Source organism: Microbacterium sp. OR21 (genome assembly GCF_047306785.1).
GTDB lineage: Bacteria > Actinomycetota > Actinomycetes > Actinomycetales > Microbacteriaceae > Microbacterium > Microbacterium esteraromaticum_E.
Map to the genome: position 1 here is coordinate 727,619 of NZ_JAZEXJ010000001.1, position 14,500 is coordinate 742,118.

The 14,500-nt window shown below is 68.1% G+C and carries 18 protein-coding genes; 15 read left to right on the forward strand and 3 right to left on the reverse strand.

The features are described 5' to 3' along the window. Position 1 precedes the first annotated feature (1 nt). The 13 genes from V2S04_RS03490 (at position 2) to V2S04_RS03550 (ending at position 11,531) form a co-directional block, all read left to right on the forward strand. Positions 2 to 1,087 carry an ABC transporter gene (locus tag V2S04_RS03490; protein ID WP_413637109.1) on the forward strand — a complete coding sequence of 362 codons (1,086 nt, stop codon included), beginning with the start codon at positions 2 to 4 and terminating at the stop codon, positions 1,085 to 1,087. Between the two features lie 15 nt (positions 1,088 to 1,102). Continuing rightward, the gene (locus V2S04_RS03495; protein ID WP_413637110.1) at positions 1,103 to 1,594 is read left to right on the forward strand and encodes a hypothetical protein; all 492 of its coding nucleotides are present in this window, start codon (positions 1,103 to 1,105) and stop codon (positions 1,592 to 1,594) included. A 61-nt stretch (positions 1,595 to 1,655) separates the two neighbouring features. Then, the gene (locus tag V2S04_RS03500; protein ID WP_413637111.1) at positions 1,656 to 2,303 is read left to right on the forward strand and encodes a spermidine/putrescine ABC transporter substrate-binding protein; all 648 of its coding nucleotides are present in this window, start codon (positions 1,656 to 1,658) and stop codon (positions 2,301 to 2,303) included. Positions 2,304 to 2,518: 215 nt separating this feature from the next. Further along, positions 2,519 to 2,887 (forward strand): 30S ribosomal protein S12, encoded by a 369-nt coding sequence (gene rpsL, locus V2S04_RS03505; RefSeq protein ID WP_018171438.1) that lies wholly within the window; start codon positions 2,519 to 2,521, stop codon positions 2,885 to 2,887. A gap of 5 nt (positions 2,888 to 2,892) precedes the next feature. After that, on the forward strand, positions 2,893 to 3,363 hold the full coding sequence (gene rpsG, locus V2S04_RS03510; RefSeq protein WP_017201608.1) for a 30S ribosomal protein S7: 471 nt from the start codon (positions 2,893 to 2,895) through the stop codon (positions 3,361 to 3,363). Positions 3,364 to 3,440: 77 nt separating this feature from the next. Further along, entirely contained in the window at positions 3,441 to 5,555 is a 2,115-nt protein-coding gene (gene fusA / locus V2S04_RS03515) for an elongation factor G (RefSeq protein WP_099194576.1), read from the forward strand. A 152-nt stretch (positions 5,556 to 5,707) separates the two neighbouring features. Beyond that, positions 5,708 to 6,901 carry an elongation factor Tu gene (tuf, locus tag V2S04_RS03520; RefSeq protein WP_099194577.1) on the forward strand — a complete coding sequence of 398 codons (1,194 nt, stop codon included), beginning with the start codon at positions 5,708 to 5,710 and terminating at the stop codon, positions 6,899 to 6,901. A 145-nt stretch (positions 6,902 to 7,046) separates the two neighbouring features. Further along, positions 7,047 to 7,259 carry a hypothetical protein gene (locus V2S04_RS03525; protein WP_413637112.1) on the forward strand — a complete coding sequence of 71 codons (213 nt, stop codon included), beginning with the start codon at positions 7,047 to 7,049 and terminating at the stop codon, positions 7,257 to 7,259. A 306-nt stretch (positions 7,260 to 7,565) separates the two neighbouring features. Further along, entirely contained in the window at positions 7,566 to 8,183 is a 618-nt protein-coding gene (locus V2S04_RS03530) for an alternate-type signal peptide domain-containing protein (protein WP_413637113.1), read from the forward strand. Positions 8,184 to 8,266: 83 nt separating this feature from the next. Continuing rightward, positions 8,267 to 8,848 carry a hypothetical protein gene (locus V2S04_RS03535; RefSeq protein ID WP_413637114.1) on the forward strand — a complete coding sequence of 194 codons (582 nt, stop codon included), beginning with the start codon at positions 8,267 to 8,269 and terminating at the stop codon, positions 8,846 to 8,848. Continuing rightward, positions 8,845 to 10,185: an RICIN domain-containing protein gene (locus V2S04_RS03540; protein WP_413637115.1), complete on the forward strand. Its 1,341-nt coding sequence runs from the start codon at positions 8,845 to 8,847 to the stop codon at positions 10,183 to 10,185. The genes V2S04_RS03535 and V2S04_RS03540 overlap by 4 nt, the downstream gene beginning before the upstream one ends. A 13-nt stretch (positions 10,186 to 10,198) precedes the next feature. Continuing rightward, positions 10,199 to 10,924, forward strand: a complete 726-nt coding sequence (locus V2S04_RS03545) for a hypothetical protein (RefSeq protein WP_413637116.1) — start codon at positions 10,199 to 10,201, stop codon at positions 10,922 to 10,924. Further along, positions 10,917 to 11,531, forward strand: a complete 615-nt coding sequence (locus V2S04_RS03550) for a signal peptidase I (RefSeq protein WP_413637117.1) — start codon at positions 10,917 to 10,919, stop codon at positions 11,529 to 11,531. The genes V2S04_RS03545 and V2S04_RS03550 overlap by 8 nt, the downstream gene beginning before the upstream one ends. A 43-nt stretch (positions 11,532 to 11,574) precedes the next feature. On the opposite strand, the gene V2S04_RS03555 is transcribed toward V2S04_RS03550, so the two are convergent. The 3 genes from V2S04_RS03555 to V2S04_RS03565 are packed head-to-tail and all read right to left on the reverse strand — an operon-like array spanning position 11,575 to position 13,348. Further along, on the reverse strand, positions 11,575 to 12,324 hold the full coding sequence (locus tag V2S04_RS03555; protein WP_413637118.1) for a hypothetical protein: 750 nt from the start codon (positions 12,322 to 12,324) through the stop codon (positions 11,575 to 11,577). Further along, positions 12,321 to 12,749 carry a roadblock/LC7 domain-containing protein gene (locus tag V2S04_RS03560; protein WP_413637119.1) on the reverse strand — a complete coding sequence of 143 codons (429 nt, stop codon included), beginning with the start codon at positions 12,747 to 12,749 and terminating at the stop codon, positions 12,321 to 12,323. Before V2S04_RS03560 ends, V2S04_RS03555 begins: the two co-directional genes overlap by 4 nt. 32 nt (positions 12,750 to 12,781) lie before the next feature. Further along, positions 12,782 to 13,348 (reverse strand): GTP-binding protein, encoded by a 567-nt coding sequence (locus V2S04_RS03565; RefSeq protein ID WP_413637120.1) that lies wholly within the window; start codon positions 13,346 to 13,348, stop codon positions 12,782 to 12,784. 346 nt (positions 13,349 to 13,694) lie between these two features. On the opposite strand from V2S04_RS03565, the gene V2S04_RS03570 reads away from it, so the two are divergent. Then, the gene (locus V2S04_RS03570) at positions 13,695 to 14,078 is read left to right on the forward strand and encodes a prepilin-type N-terminal cleavage/methylation domain-containing protein (protein ID WP_413637121.1); all 384 of its coding nucleotides are present in this window, start codon (positions 13,695 to 13,697) and stop codon (positions 14,076 to 14,078) included. 85 nt (positions 14,079 to 14,163) lie between these two features. Continuing rightward, complete coding sequence (locus V2S04_RS03575) at positions 14,164 to 14,496, forward strand: Tfp pilus assembly protein FimT/FimU (RefSeq protein WP_413637122.1); 333 nt, start codon at positions 14,164 to 14,166, stop codon at positions 14,494 to 14,496. The last annotated feature ends 4 nt before the right edge of the window (positions 14,497 to 14,500 follow it).

The following is a 14,500-nucleotide window of genomic DNA, read 5'->3' on the forward strand; positions in this document are numbered from 1 at the left end:
CATGAGCGACCCCGAGGTTCCCAAGAACGAGCAGCACCACGACGTGGACCACGTCGTCGGCCGTGCCAACGAGGGACTCGACGCCGCCGCCGCAGCGCGCGAGGGCGGCTCGAGCACGGATGCCGCAGCGAAGCCCGTCGACCCCGACATGGAGGCGTTCGCGGCTGCCGAGCGCGACTATCCCGGCACCTTCGACGCCTCCGAACCCGCCGCGGCCGGCACCCCCGCCGACCCGCGCGCGGATGCCGATCGTCGCGCCGACCTCGCCGATGCGGCAGCCGCCGACGCGGCCGACCGCGACCGTGACGACTCGCACCGCGACGACTCGCACCGGGACGCGGCAGCGGTCCACGACGCGCCCGGCAGCGACCGGCACGACCACGATGCAGACGCCACCCGGGTGATCCACACCGATCGCGAGCATCACCCGACCGTCGCCGACACCGCGTATGCGGCTCCTGCCGGCTCCCCCGCCGAGACGCGGGTCGTTCCGGCCGAGCCGGTAGCCCCTCCGGCGGCCCCGCAGCCGATCTTCGTGCAGGCGCCCGAGCCGCCGCGCGAGCTGGGCAACCGCGGCACCGCCGGCGCTGTCGGACTCGTGGCGGCACTCGCCTTCGCCGTGCTCTTCCTCGGTGCGATCCTCGGCTTCGGCGCCCTGCGCGGCGAGGCGACGGTCGAGAACATCGGCACCGCCGCTCTCGAGCCTCTGACCACCTGGGCCTTCTGGGTGCCGGTCGTCGTGTTCTTCCTCTCGTTCTGGCTGCTCGGGGCGTTCGTCAACCGTGCCCGCTGGGGCAAGTGGGTCACGCTCGGCCTGCTCGTCGCCATCGCCACGTACGGCGGGTACATCCTCGGTCAGCTGTTCCAGGCTCCGTTCTGGCGCATCACGGCCACCGAGTCGGTCGAGCTGGTCAACGAGCAGCTGCTCGCCCCGCTGGCCATCGCCGCGTTCGTGTTCGCGCGCGAGCTCACCATCTGGTTCGGTGCATGGGTCGCCCGCAGCGGCGCGAAGAAGAAGGCGCTCAACGCCGAGGCGCAGGCCGAGTACGAGCGCACCCTGGAAGCGGGTCCCGCGGCCCTTCGTTGAGCGTAGGGTGACGGCATGACCACCAGAGACCCCCACGGCCCGTCGCCGGAGGGGGTCTCTGCGTCTCTCGCCGCAGTCATCGGCACGGTGTGCTTCGGCGCGTTCAGCATCCTCGGCCTCGGGATGCTGTCGTACTTCGCCGATGTCGACATCATCTCGGTCGAGGGGCTCACGCTCTGGCCAGGAGTCATCGGCATGGCCGTCGCGATCGCGGTGTTCGCGGCGCTGCTCACCCCGGTGCTGCGACGCGATCGCCCCTCGTTCGCCGCGGTCGTGCTGATCGCCGTCGGCACCGCGCTCGCGCACCTGGCAGCGGTGTGGCTGTCGGCGCAGATCGGGGGAGCGGGCATTGCGCACGCCGTCGCCGCGGCATCCCAGATCGTCGTCCAGGGCTCCAGCGTCGTGCTGGTCGCCGCGGCGCTCATCGCGGGATGGATCGCCGTCGCGCTGCGGCGGTCTCGATCTGGTACGCCGCGCTGGCCGTGGGAGCGCGACGACACCGAGTGATTGACGCGCCGCCGCCGGGCGGAAAGCAGCGCTTCGCGTCGTGGCGGCCTACTCTGTACTCGTGGAGAGGTCGCTGCAATCCCAGGTCGACCAGGCCGTCCAGGCCTGGCTGCGCTGGGTGCCGCGCTGGGCGCCGGCCACGCACCGCGGGCGGGTAGCCCCGTGTCGGCGCTGCCTCGGCTCGCCGGTGCTGTCGGCGGTCGGCATCGGCGGAAACGTCCCGCACGGCGTGCAGCACGGGCTCTCCACGCGCATCAAGGCCATCGTCGATCAGGCCGTCGCCGAGTACACGGCGCGCAACCTGCCGCTGCTGCAGTCCGAACTCGACCACCAGGCCGCCCGCAACCGCTCCCGCGCGTATCGGCCGGCCGAGGGGCTGGATCCGGAGTACGAGGGGATGCCGCTCGATCCCGACCCGGTACCAGGAGCGCCCTTCCTCTTCACCGTGGCGGGCATGGCCGACGAGGCCGCGGCGGAGCTGCCGCCGCTGCCGCCCCTGACCGAAGACGCCAAGGCGGCCCTGCGCCAGGAGGTCGCGCTCGCGGACGAGTACGCGAACATGGTCGGACGGGAGATCTGCGGTCTGCTGCTCCGGCACCGGCTGCACGTGCAGGCCGCGATCTCGCAGTACGTCGAACCCCAGATCGAGGCGATGCTGGCCGAGCTGAGCGAGGCGCTGGACTCGCCGTTCGACCCCGACACCCCGTAGCACAGCATCCGCCCTGCTCATTTGACCGTCGCGGCCTGTCGCCCTTACAATTGATCGGGTGTGTGCACGACTGTGCGCGCACGCAGGGCGCCGGCACCGTCGGTTCGCCCCCACGGCATACCCATCACACCAAAAGCCCGACTCCTCTGTCGAGCCGGTGGGTCATGATGTGAAACCCATCACGCTGTCACCGTGCAGCACTATGAGGAGAGAACGTGCCAACTATTCAGCAGTTGGTTCGCAAGGGACGCTCGCCCAAGGTCTCGAAGACCAAGGCGCCCGCCCTGAAGGCGAACCCGCAGCAGGCCGGCGTGTGCACCCGCGTGTACACCACCACCCCGAAGAAGCCGAACTCGGCGATGCGCAAGGTCGCTCGTGTGAAGCTGCGCAACGGCACCGAGGTGACCGCGTACATCCCCGGTGAGGGTCACAACCTGCAGGAGCACTCGCTGGTGCTCGTCCGCGGCGGTCGTGTGAAGGACCTCCCCGGTGTCCGCTACAAGATCGTCCGTGGTGCGCTCGACACCCAGGCAGTGAAGAACCGTAAGCAGGCTCGTTCCCGCTACGGCGCGAAGAAGGGCTGAGTCAGATGCCTCGTAAGGGACCCGCACCCAAGCGCCCCGTCGTCAACGACCCGGTCTACGGCGCCCCGATCGTCACCTCGCTGGTGAACAAGATCCTCGTCGACGGCAAGAAGTCGCTCGCCGAGTCCATCGTCTACGGCGCCCTCCGTGGTGTCGAGGCGAAGAACGGCCAGGACGCCGTCGCCACGCTCAAGAAGGCGCTCGACAACGTGCGCCCGACCCTCGAGGTCCGCAGCCGCCGCGTCGGCGGCTCGACCTACCAGGTTCCCGTCGAGGTCAAGCCGCACCGCGCGAACACCCTCGCGCTGCGCTGGCTGGTCAGCTACGCGAAGGGCCGTCGTGAGAAGACGATGACCGAGCGTCTGCAGAACGAGATCCTCGACGCATCGAACGGCCTGGGTGCCGCGGTCAAGCGCCGCGAGGACACCCACAAGATGGCCGAGTCGAACCGCGCCTTCGCCCACTACCGCTGGTAAAGGGCTGAGCGGATGCCGAGCGATCGGCATCCGCTCCCACTCTCTGTTCGTTCCTGAACCATCCCGGAGGAACCCCCGTGGCACAAGAAGTGCTCACCGACCTGAGCAAGGTCCGCAACATCGGCATCATGGCGCACATCGATGCCGGCAAGACCACCACCACCGAGCGCATCCTGTTCTACACGGGTGTCAACCACAAGCTCGGCGAGACCCACGACGGCGCGTCGACGACGGACTGGATGGAGCAGGAGAAGGAGCGCGGCATCACGATCACGTCGGCCGCCGTGACCTGCTTCTGGAACAAGAACCAGATCAACATCATCGACACCCCCGGTCACGTGGACTTCACCGTCGAGGTCGAGCGCTCGCTGCGCGTGCTCGACGGCGCGGTCGCCGTCTTCGACGGCAAGGAGGGCGTCGAGCCCCAGTCCGAGACCGTCTGGCGTCAGGCCGACAAGTACGGCGTGCCCCGCATCTGCTTCGTCAACAAGATGGACAAGCTGGGCGCCGACTTCTACTACACCGTCGACACGATCGTGAACCGCCTGGGTGCCAAGCCGCTCGTGCTGCAGCTTCCGATCGGCGCCGAGAGCGACTTCGTCGGCGTCGTCGACCTCATCGAGATGCGCGCCCTCGTGTGGCCCGGCGACTCGAAGGGTGACGTCACCATGGGCGCGTCCTACGAGGTGCAGGAGATCCCGGCCGACCTTCAGGAGAAGGCCGAGGAGTACCGCCAGCAGCTGCTCGAGACCGTCGCCGAGAGCGACGACGCGCTGCTCGAGAAGTTCTTCGGCGGCGAGGAGCTCACGGTCGCCGAGATCAAGGGCGCCATCCGCAAGATGGTCGTCGCGAACGAGATCTACCCCGTGCTCTGCGGTTCGGCGTTCAAGAACCGCGGCGTGCAGCCGATGCTCGACGCGGTCATCGACTTCCTCCCCAACCCCCTCGACGTCGGCGCCATCGAGGCGCACGACCCGAAGGACGAGGAGAAGGTCATCGAGCGTCACCCCGACGCCAACGACCCGTTCTCGGCTCTCGCGTTCAAGGTCGCCGTGCACCCGTTCTTCGGTCGTCTGACCTACGTCCGCGTGTACTCGGGCCACCTCGACTCGGGCTCCGCCGTGGTCAACTCGACCAAGGGCAAGAAGGAGCGCATCGGAAAGATCTTCCAGATGCACGCCAACAAGGAGAACCCGGTCGACCAGCTCACCGCGGGCAACATCTACGCCGTCATCGGCCTGAAGGACACCACCACCGGTGACACCCTCGCCGACCCGGCCGCCCCCGTCGTGCTCGAGTCGATGACGTTCCCGGAGCCGGTGATCGAGGTCGCCATCGAGCCGAAGACCAAGGCCGACCAGGAGAAGCTGGGTCTCGCGATCCAGAAGCTCGCCGAAGAGGACCCGACCTTCCGCACCGAGCTCAACCCCGAGACCGGTCAGACGACCATCAAGGGCATGGGCGAGCTGCACCTCGACATCCTCGTGGACCGCATGAAGCGCGAGTTCAAGGTCGAGGCGAACGTCGGCAAGCCGCAGGTGGCGTACCGCGAGACGATCCGCAAGGCCGTCGAGAAGCACGACTACACGCACAAGAAGCAGACCGGTGGTTCGGGTCAGTTCGCGAAGATCCAGTTCAACATCGAGCCGCTCGAGGTCGAGGGCGACAAGACGTACGAGTTCGTCAACGCCGTCACCGGTGGACGCATCCCGCGCGAGTACATCCCCTCGGTCGACGCCGGCTTCCAGGACGCGATGAACGTCGGCGTGCTCGCCGGCTACCCGATGGTGGGCGTGAAGGCCACCCTCGTGGACGGCGCCTCGCACGACGTCGACTCCTCGGAGATGGCGTTCAAGATCGCGGGCTCCATGGGCTTCAAGGAGGCCGCGCGTCGCGCCAACCCCGTGCTGCTCGAGCCGCTGATGGCCGTCGAGGTTCGTACTCCCGAGGAGTACATGGGCGACGTCATCGGCGACCTGAACTCGCGTCGCGGACAGATCCAGTCGATGGAGGACGCGCAGGGCGTCAAGGTGGTGCGCGCTTCGGTGCCGCTGTCCGAGATGTTCGGCTACATCGGCGACCTGCGCTCGAAGACCTCGGGCCGCGCTGTGTACTCGATGGAGTTCGACAGCTACTCTGAGGTTCCGCGCGCCGTCGCCGACGAGATCGTCCAGAAGGCCAAGGGCGAGTAAGCCCTTCACCGGATGCTCGGGCGCTGCCCGGGCATCCGGTACCCCACAACTTCACATTCACTCTCCACTAAACTGAGAAACCGAAATCCGTAGGGAGCCGGTCACAATCCAGTGCCCGGCGATCTCTACACGAACGTCCTGAGGAGGACCCAGTGGCCAAGGCCAAGTTCGAGCGGACCAAGCCGCACGTCAACATCGGAACGATCGGTCACGTCGACCACGGCAAGACCACCCTGTCTGCCGCGATCTCGAAGGTGCTCGCCGACAAGTACCCGTCGGACACCAACGTCCAGCGTGACTTCGCCTCGATCGACTCGGCTCCCGAGGAGCGTCAGCGCGGCATCACCATCAACATCTCGCACATCGAGTACGAGACCCCGAAGCGCCACTACGCGCACGTCGACGCCCCCGGCCACGCCGACTACGTCAAGAACATGATCACCGGTGCTGCTCAGATGGACGGCGCGATCCTCGTGGTCGCCGCCACCGACGGCCCGATGGCTCAGACCCGCGAGCACGTGCTGCTCGCCAAGCAGGTCGGCGTGCCGTACCTGATGGTCGCGCTGAACAAGTCCGACATGGTCGACGACGAGGAGATCCTGGAGCTCGTCGAGCTCGAGGTCCGCGAGCTGCTCTCGGCTCAGGGCTTCCCCGGCGACGACGCACCGGTCATCAAGGTCTCGGCTCTCGGCGCCCTCAACGGCGAAGAGAAGTGGGTCGACTCGATCCTCGAGCTCATGCAGGCTGCTGACGACAGCATCCCCGACCCCGAGCGTGACCGCGACAAGCCGTTCCTCATGCCGATCGAGGACGTCTTCACGATCACCGGTCGTGGCACGGTCGTCACGGGCCGCGCCGAGCGTGGCACCCTGGCCATCAACTCCGAGGTCGAGATCGTCGGCATCCGCCCGACCCAGAAGACCACGGTCACCGGTATCGAGATGTTCCACAAGCAGCTCGACGAGGCATGGGCCGGCGAGAACTGTGGTCTGCTGCTCCGCGGCACCAAGCGTGAGGACGTCGAGCGCGGCCAGGTCGTCGTGAAGCCGGGCTCGATCACCCCGCACACGGAGTTCGAGGGCACCGCATACATCCTGTCGAAGGACGAGGGTGGCCGCCACAACCCCTTCTACACGAACTACCGTCCGCAGTTCTACTTCCGCACCACCGACGTGACCGGCGTCATCACGCTGCCCGAGGGCACCGAGATGGTCATGCCCGGTGACACCACCGACATGAAGGTGGACCTCATCCAGCCCATCGCCATGGAAGAGGGCCTCGGCTTCGCGATCCGTGAGGGTGGCCGCACCGTCGGCGCCGGCACGGTGACCAAGGTCATCGCGTAAGCATCTGCTTCTCGAAAGAGGGGTCGGGCCTTCGGGTCCGGCCCCTCTTTCTGTGCGCTGCGACTGTCGACACGACGCGCTCGATCGCGTAGAAAAGTGACTGGGTGCAGGATGCTGCGCCGACACCGCACAGGGGAGGAGAACCATGGGCATCGATGACCTGGTGAACAAGGGCAAGGACGCATTCGAGCAGAACAAGGACAGGATCGCCGAGGCGGTCCGCAGCGAGCAGGCGGAGGACATCAGCGACCGGGTTCTCGACGAGATCGCTGACTTCGCGAAGAAGGTGGCTCCCGGAGCCGCGGATCAGATCGACGACATCCGCGACAAGGCCGACGGAGCCGTCGGCGACGAGTGATCGTCCTCGTTCGTCCGGCTTCTTCGAGGGGTGCCGCGCCTTCGGGCGCGGCACCCTTTTCGCGTCCGGATGCCGGACCATTCTCGCCCGAAGCTCAAGATCGCCTTAGCGGAATCCCTTGTCCCCCGTTTGGGGGACAAGAGAACCTCAGGGTTGTCTCGTGTCCCCCATTTGGGGGACAACCTCATGTGACGATTGATTCAGCTTCACCGGGGTTCCGAGAGCCGCAGTCGCCCGCATCGCCGGGGCCGGCTCCTCCGGGAAGTGCGCCGTTGGGGGCGCAATCGCACAAGGGGAGTAATCGTCATGAACAAGACCACCAAGGGAACCATCGCCGCCAGCGCCGCCGTGCTGCTGCTGCTCGGCACCGGCGGATCGCTCGCATACTGGAACAGCTCCGCCGACCTCGGCGGTCAGACGATTTCGGCAGGTCAGCTGAAGGTCGAGCAGGATGCCGCCGCGCCGGTCTGGAAGATCACGCACACCACGGGCCAGCCGACCACCGTCACCGACATCGCGGCCGTCAAGCTCGTTCCCGGCGACACGCTCGAGTACACGGGCAAGTTCAACATCACCGCCCAGGGACAGAACCTCGCGTTCAGCGTGAACCTCGCCAAGGGTTCGATCGCTGCCGCGACCACCGGGAACGCGGCAGCGAACGCGGCGCTGGTCACGCGTCTCGCGAACAGTGCCACGTTCACGGTGAACGGCGGTGCCGCGACCAACGCTGGCACGGTCGTCACGATCAACGAGCCCACCGCGGATCTGAACGGTGTGAAGACTCACGCAGTGACCGTCACCGCGAAGATCGCGTGGCCGTTCGGCGACAGCGACTCGCCGGCGTCGGACAACCCCGCTCAGCTCGGAGCGGTCAGCCTGAAGGACTTCGCGCTGAACATCCAGCAGGTCGACGCCTCGCTGTGATTCTGTGGTGGCGCTGCGGCCGGGGACTGCCGCAGCGCCACACAGCCACGAATCGCACACGCACACGACTGGGGAGGGCAGACATGGGCCGATTCAGCTCACGGCAGCCGAGTGAGGCTTCTAAGCGCAGCTCGTCGAAGTGGCGCACCATTCTCGTCTCGCTCCTCGCGAGCGCGGCGGCGGTGGCGCTCGGAGTATCCGGCGCCGGCGTCACCTTCGCCTTCCTGAACGCGTCCGCACCCGTCGCCCAGGGCACGGTGCAGTCAGCGGGGTTCGGCATCCGGATCGGCGACGGGGCTTCGGCCGCGCTGCCGACGAAGAATCTGAGTCCGGCGTCACCCGCCACCTGGGCGTTCTCCGTCACGAACACCGGCGCCGCACCCGCCGACCTCGCCGCGCGGATCGCCACGCCTGGGGGGCCAGCCTATGCGGCATCTGCCCGCGGGTCTCTGACGCAGGTCGCGAACGAGGCGGCATGCACGACAGCCCTCGCGGGAACCTCCGCGCTCAACGGCTACGCAAAGCCGGCGCTGGGCTCGCTCGCGCCGGGCGAGACGAAGATTTTCTGCCTCGTTGTCAGCCTGCCGAACCCGCTTCCGGCGAACGGCAGCGGCTCCGCCCACAGCTTCACCCTCACCATCGACGCCGTTCAGAAGGGGGCGTGACTCCCGTGTTCGCACGCCATCGCCTCCCAGTCGTCGCCGGACTCGCAGCTTTTCTCGTACTCATCGGCAGCGGCTCTGCATGGTCGTACTGGACTGCGCAGACCAGCGCCGCCGGCAGCGTCTCGACCGACGTCGTCGCCGTCTCGCACGCCGGATTCTCGGCACCCGCGACGACGAAACACCTGCCGAGCAGTGCCGGGGTCAGCACCAGGTCGTTCACGGTCACGAACGGCAGCGCGATCAGCGGCACGGCAACCGTGTCGATCACATCGTCGGAGCAGTATGCGGCGAATTTCGCTGTCTCGGTCTGGCGGCCCGCATCGGGCGGATGCACGGATGCCACTGCGCTGCCCACTTCAGGAGTCACCACCGGCACCTGGGCGTCCGTGAAGCCCACGCTGACGCTCAACGCCGGAGCAACCGCTACCGTCTGCGTTCGGACGACCGTTCCGGACTGGAAGACCATCACCGACCCGGCGGGCGGTCGCACTTTCAACCCGCAGCTCAACGTCAGCCTGAACGCGCAGGGGTGGGTCGCGACGGCGCCCGTCGCCACCCACGAGCAGCACACTGCCGGGATGTACCCGCTCACGGGCAACTTCTTCGACCCGGCTCTGTCGTCGTGGCACACGATCCGCAGCAGGGCTGCCAACGGCGTCTGCCTGGACGCGTCCGGATCCGGGGGAGCGAATACGAACGTGATCTCCTGGGCTTGCCACGCGGAGTCCAACCAGCGCTGGCAGTTCGTTCCTGTGAGCAGTGGAGACCAGAGCTTCGTCACGGTTCGGCCGCGACACGCGCCCAGCACGCGCCTCACGCAGACGGTCGCCGGTGTGCAGCAGATCGCCGCCAGCGCATCGAGCGACGCGCAGCGGTGGTACGTGCAGAACGCCGGCTCGTTCTATCAGCTCGTGTCTGCCGTCGACGGCATGTGCCTGGGGATGAACACGACGTCGGGGAATACCGCAACGAAGGTCGTCGAGTGCGATCAGCCTGCTGCCCAGTTGACGTTGCAGCGCGAGCCGCTGACGATGTCCACTGCGACGAGTGGCTGGTGGCCTTTCACCGTCACCACCGTGACTCTCGACTTCAATTCGCGGATCACAACCACAGGCATGCAGTTGCAGAAGAAGACGAGCACCGGCTGGAAGGACGTAGTGTCCATAGAGGCGAAGGCGAGTCCGGACTCGGTCTCTTTCAACCGCGACCACATCTCGAACAACGGCACCACGGAGTTCCGCATCGTCTTCGCAGGCTCCGAAGACGTCGCCTACGGAAACATCCTGCTCAGCCGCACCTCGGGGAACGGCGTCGCGTCGTCCGGAGGTATCGACTGACATGTTTCGGAACATGACACTTCGTGCCATTCCGGCCGCCTTCCTTACAGCCGCCGTCCTGGCCACTCCAACGGCGGCCACCGCCGCCGAGCCCGACCTCGTCTTCTCCACGGACGGCACGCACTACACCACCGCCGACCTGCTGCCGGTATTCCCCGACGACCTTCGGCTCGTGCCCGGCGACCGGGAGAGCGCGTCGTTCTGGATCAGGAACGATTCCGAGCACACCGGGCTTCTGCGTCTCGACCTCATCGACCCGTCGAGCGTCGACTCCCTGTTCGCCGCGCACCTCGAGCTATCTGCAGCCCCCGCGGGCGCCGCCTCGCGTCCGGTCACCATGTCGACCGCGATGGCCAACGGCGCGTGCACGGTGCTGAGCGGCGACCACGTTCTGGCGCCGGGTCAGTCGGCTCGCGTGCACGTCACCGCCGCCCTGAGCTCCGACCTCATCGGAACTCAGGGTGCGCTCGGTGACCTGCGCTTCCGGATGCGGGCGGTGCTGGCGGACACTGCCGCAGCGACCGTGCAGCCGACAGGCGCAGCCTGCACGGCGCAGGTCGAACCAGGCGGCGCGACGCCGCAGCCGTCGTCCACGTCATCGCCCGGAGCGCTGGCCGTCACCGGCGGCACAGTTCCTCTCACGACGGCAGTCGTCGGCGTAACCGCGACGGTCGCAGGGCTGCTCGCGTTCCTCTGGGCGCGTCGTCGTCGATCAGAAGGAGATCCGGCCGATGTCTGAACTCACCGTCATCTCAGTTGAGGCACCCGACGGGGTGAGCGATGACTCATCCGCCGACGAGCCGAGCACGCCCCAGCGCGGAGGTCTGCTGCGAGCTGTGCTGAACGCCGTCGCCGTCGCTCTGCTCGCGGCCATCCTCGCGACCGGTGCCCTCGCCATCGCCGTGCCGGCGCTCACCGGATCGACCGCGCTGACCGTGCTGACCTCGTCGATGGAGCCGCACCTGCCGCCGGGGACGATGGTCGTCGTGCGGCCGACGGATCCGGCTGATGTCGAGCCGGGGATGGTGCTGACCTACCAGCTGCGCAGCGGAGAGCCCACCCTGATCACCCATCGGGTCACACAGGTGCTCGCCGGCGCCGATGGCGAGCGACGCTTCATCACGAAGGGCGACAACAACGCCGAGGCGGACGCCGACCCCGTGCGCGAGGTGCAGATGCGTGGCACGGTCTGGTACGCGATCCCGTGGCTGGGATGGGTGGCCATGGCGATCACCGGTCCGCACCGCGCGATCGTCGTCGCCGTGGCGGTGATCGGCCTGTTCGGCTACGCGGCGTGGGCGTTCGGATCCGGCATCATCGAGCGGGTCCGCAAGCGGAGCGCGTGACGCGTCGACGGGATGCCGGCGCAGCCGGCAGAGGCGCCGGATCTCAGCGCCCGAACAGTCCCCGTAACCTGGCGAACAGCCCCACCTCTCGGGGTGGCTGCACGATGATGCGGGGTGCGGCGGCGCGGGCATCCGCCGACTGCACCCGCAGCAGGCCCATCAGACTCAGCGCCGACAGCAGTCGCACGGCGTCGGCCTCGTCGATCCCGGCGACCGATGAGAACTCCTCGGCGGTGAGCGCCGCTTGACCGAGCAGCGACATGGCGCGCACCTGCTCGCTGTCGTGCGGCAGGGCGGTGAGGTTGGGCCAGCGGCGCAGCTTGTAGCGATCGCCCGGCCGCAGCCAGCGCGCTCGTCCGCCGTCGAACGAGGCATGCGCCACCTGCCACAGCAGCGGCTCGAGATCGTGCCCGGCCCCGCCCGGGTCGTAGGTGCGCGCGTCGACGGGCGTGATGGCCAGTGAGCGCACCCGCGCAGGGAAGTCGCTCAACGGCAGGTGCCACCAGAACGTGCGGTCGCCGACGTCGATGACGAGCGGCTCGTCGCCGTCAGCGACGACCTCGAGCATGAGCTCTTCGTCGAGCTCGATCGCCGTGCGCAGACGCAGGGCGAGGCGAGACCAGTCGACATCGTCTTCGGGCTGCCAGCCGGCCTCGCCGGCCGCCTCGGGCGTCGCGCGCAGCGTCGCCGCCCGGCGGGCGAGCAGATCGTCGAGCGTGATCGGGTGATTCGGCGGCACGGTGTCGTCGGCGGTCGCGTGGGCGCGCGGGACCGGGCTGAGCGGTCGGTTCACAGGGCACTCCGGTTCGGGTCGGATCTGGTCTCTGTCGGGTCGTCGGAGGGGTCGCGGCGTCGAGCGATCGCGGCGAGGGCCGTTGCGCAGTCGCGAAGAGGGGTCAGGATGCCGTCGGCCGTGCCGTCATGGGCGAACAGGGCTGCGAGCACGAGCGTGGTGCCGTGCACGCGCAGCTGCGCGATGCGCCCGGCGTCCGTGTCGATGAGCACGGCTGTCGACCCTGCGGCGGTCAGAAGCTCCCGTCCTGCCGCCTCGCCCAGGGCCTGCAGGGTGCTCGCGATGCTCGCGAAGCGGCCGCTGTCGGCATCCGCCCCGGCGCGCAGCGTGCTCACCGCGAACCCGTCGTCGGTGAGCACGGCGGCGTAGCGCAGCGATCCGCTGCTCGCCTGCAGGCGCCGCAGAGCGCCGTCGGCGTGTGCCATGAGCCGTGGATCGCGGTGGGCTACGGCATCCATCACGCCACCTCCGGCTGCTGCTCGGAGAGGAGCTCTGCGGCCTCGACGTTCGCGACCAGCGCCATCAGCAGGGTACGCATGTGCGAGGCGCTGCGCGGGTCGGCGGTGAAGACGGGAATGGTGCGACCGGGATGCCATCCGGCGATCGCCCGCGCGTACTCGTGCACGAGCGGGGTGCGGGCGAGGTCGGTGCGCGATACCCCGACGACCACGGCACCCTTCTCGACCAGCGCGGGGAACTGCGCGAGGAAGCGCCGAGTGCTCTCGAGCGGGTCGGGTGCGTCGTTGTTGACCAGCAGCATCAGCCCCCGTGCGCGCTGGGCGAGCACGTCCCACATGAAGGCGAACCTGCGCTGGCCGGGCGCACCGTACAGGCGCACCTTCTCATCCGCGCCGAGGGTGAGCTCGCCGTAGTCGAGGCCGACGGTCGTGGTCGCCTTGTCGACGACGTGCCGTTCGGTGTTCAACGCCTCGGTCGACACGACCTCGATCTCGCTCAGACTGCGGATCGCGGTGGTCTTTCCGGCGCCCATCGGGCCCGCGAAGAGGATCACATGCTCGGCCACATCGTCTCCTTGCGATCGGTCTGGTGGCGCGCCGGTGCGGGCGGATGCTCGGGTCGGGGCCAGCCTACTGATCGGGGTTCTTCCACCTCGGGAGTTTGACCAGGTCAGACGCGCATAAATGGCTCAGGAAAGGGCTGGGCAGAGCCTGACCGAACCCTGAGCCTCTTTCGCTTGACCCCGATATACCGCCTCTCCCACGATGGACTCAGGGATGAAACGCAACCCGGCGTCACTCCCATCACCTGGAAGCGGGCTCACCCCCGCGGGCGCAGACACCCTGTGGTGTCACCTGATCTGCGCGCGTGCCTGCCTCCGTCTACGCACCGTACCTATGGGAGGAACCAACATGCGTGCAACCATCCGCAACTACCAGGCCGCCGTCAAGCGCCGCCGCGAAGAGGGCGACGACGAGGCCGGCTTCTCGCTCGTCGAGCTCATCGTCGTAGTCGTCATCCTCGGCATCCTGGCAGCCGTGGCCATCCCGATCTTCAACGGCATCCAGGACACGGCGCTGACCAACGCGACGCAGGCCGCCGCAGCGAACGGCGCCTCGCAGGCCACCGCACAGGTCGCGCAGAACACGGCACCGTCCGTCAAGAACAACACCGACTTCACGTTCGCTGTGGTGGGTACTGCTGGCAAGGTGGACTCGGTCTGCGTCACTGCGACCTCGGTCAAGGACACCACGAAGAAGGCCAGCTCGGGCCCGGCCTGCGCGACCACCCCTTAACGCCCACCTGCTCCCGAGGCCGGTCCGACCCGACGGGCCGGCCTCGACCAGTCCCCGGACCGATCGAATCGACAGGCGGCAGCGCGTGACCGAGCGCAGGGACGTTGACGAGGGCTTCTCGCTCGTCGAGCTCATCGTCGTGGTGGCGATCCTCGGCATCCTCGTCGGCATTGCCATCCCGATCCTCGCAGGGATCCAGGACACAGCCCGACACAATGCACTTCAGGCGATCGCCGCAGAGGCCGCCACCGGCGCGGTGGCGGATCTTTCACAGGATCAGACTCCGCGGCTTCTTCCCGACACCGGCTACGGACTGGCTTGGAACGGCGCGGCTCCCACGCAGGTCGACCAGGTGTGCGTCCGCGCCACCCGGCTTGACAACGGCGAGTCTGCGATCGCAGGACCGGGTTGCGACTAGCAGC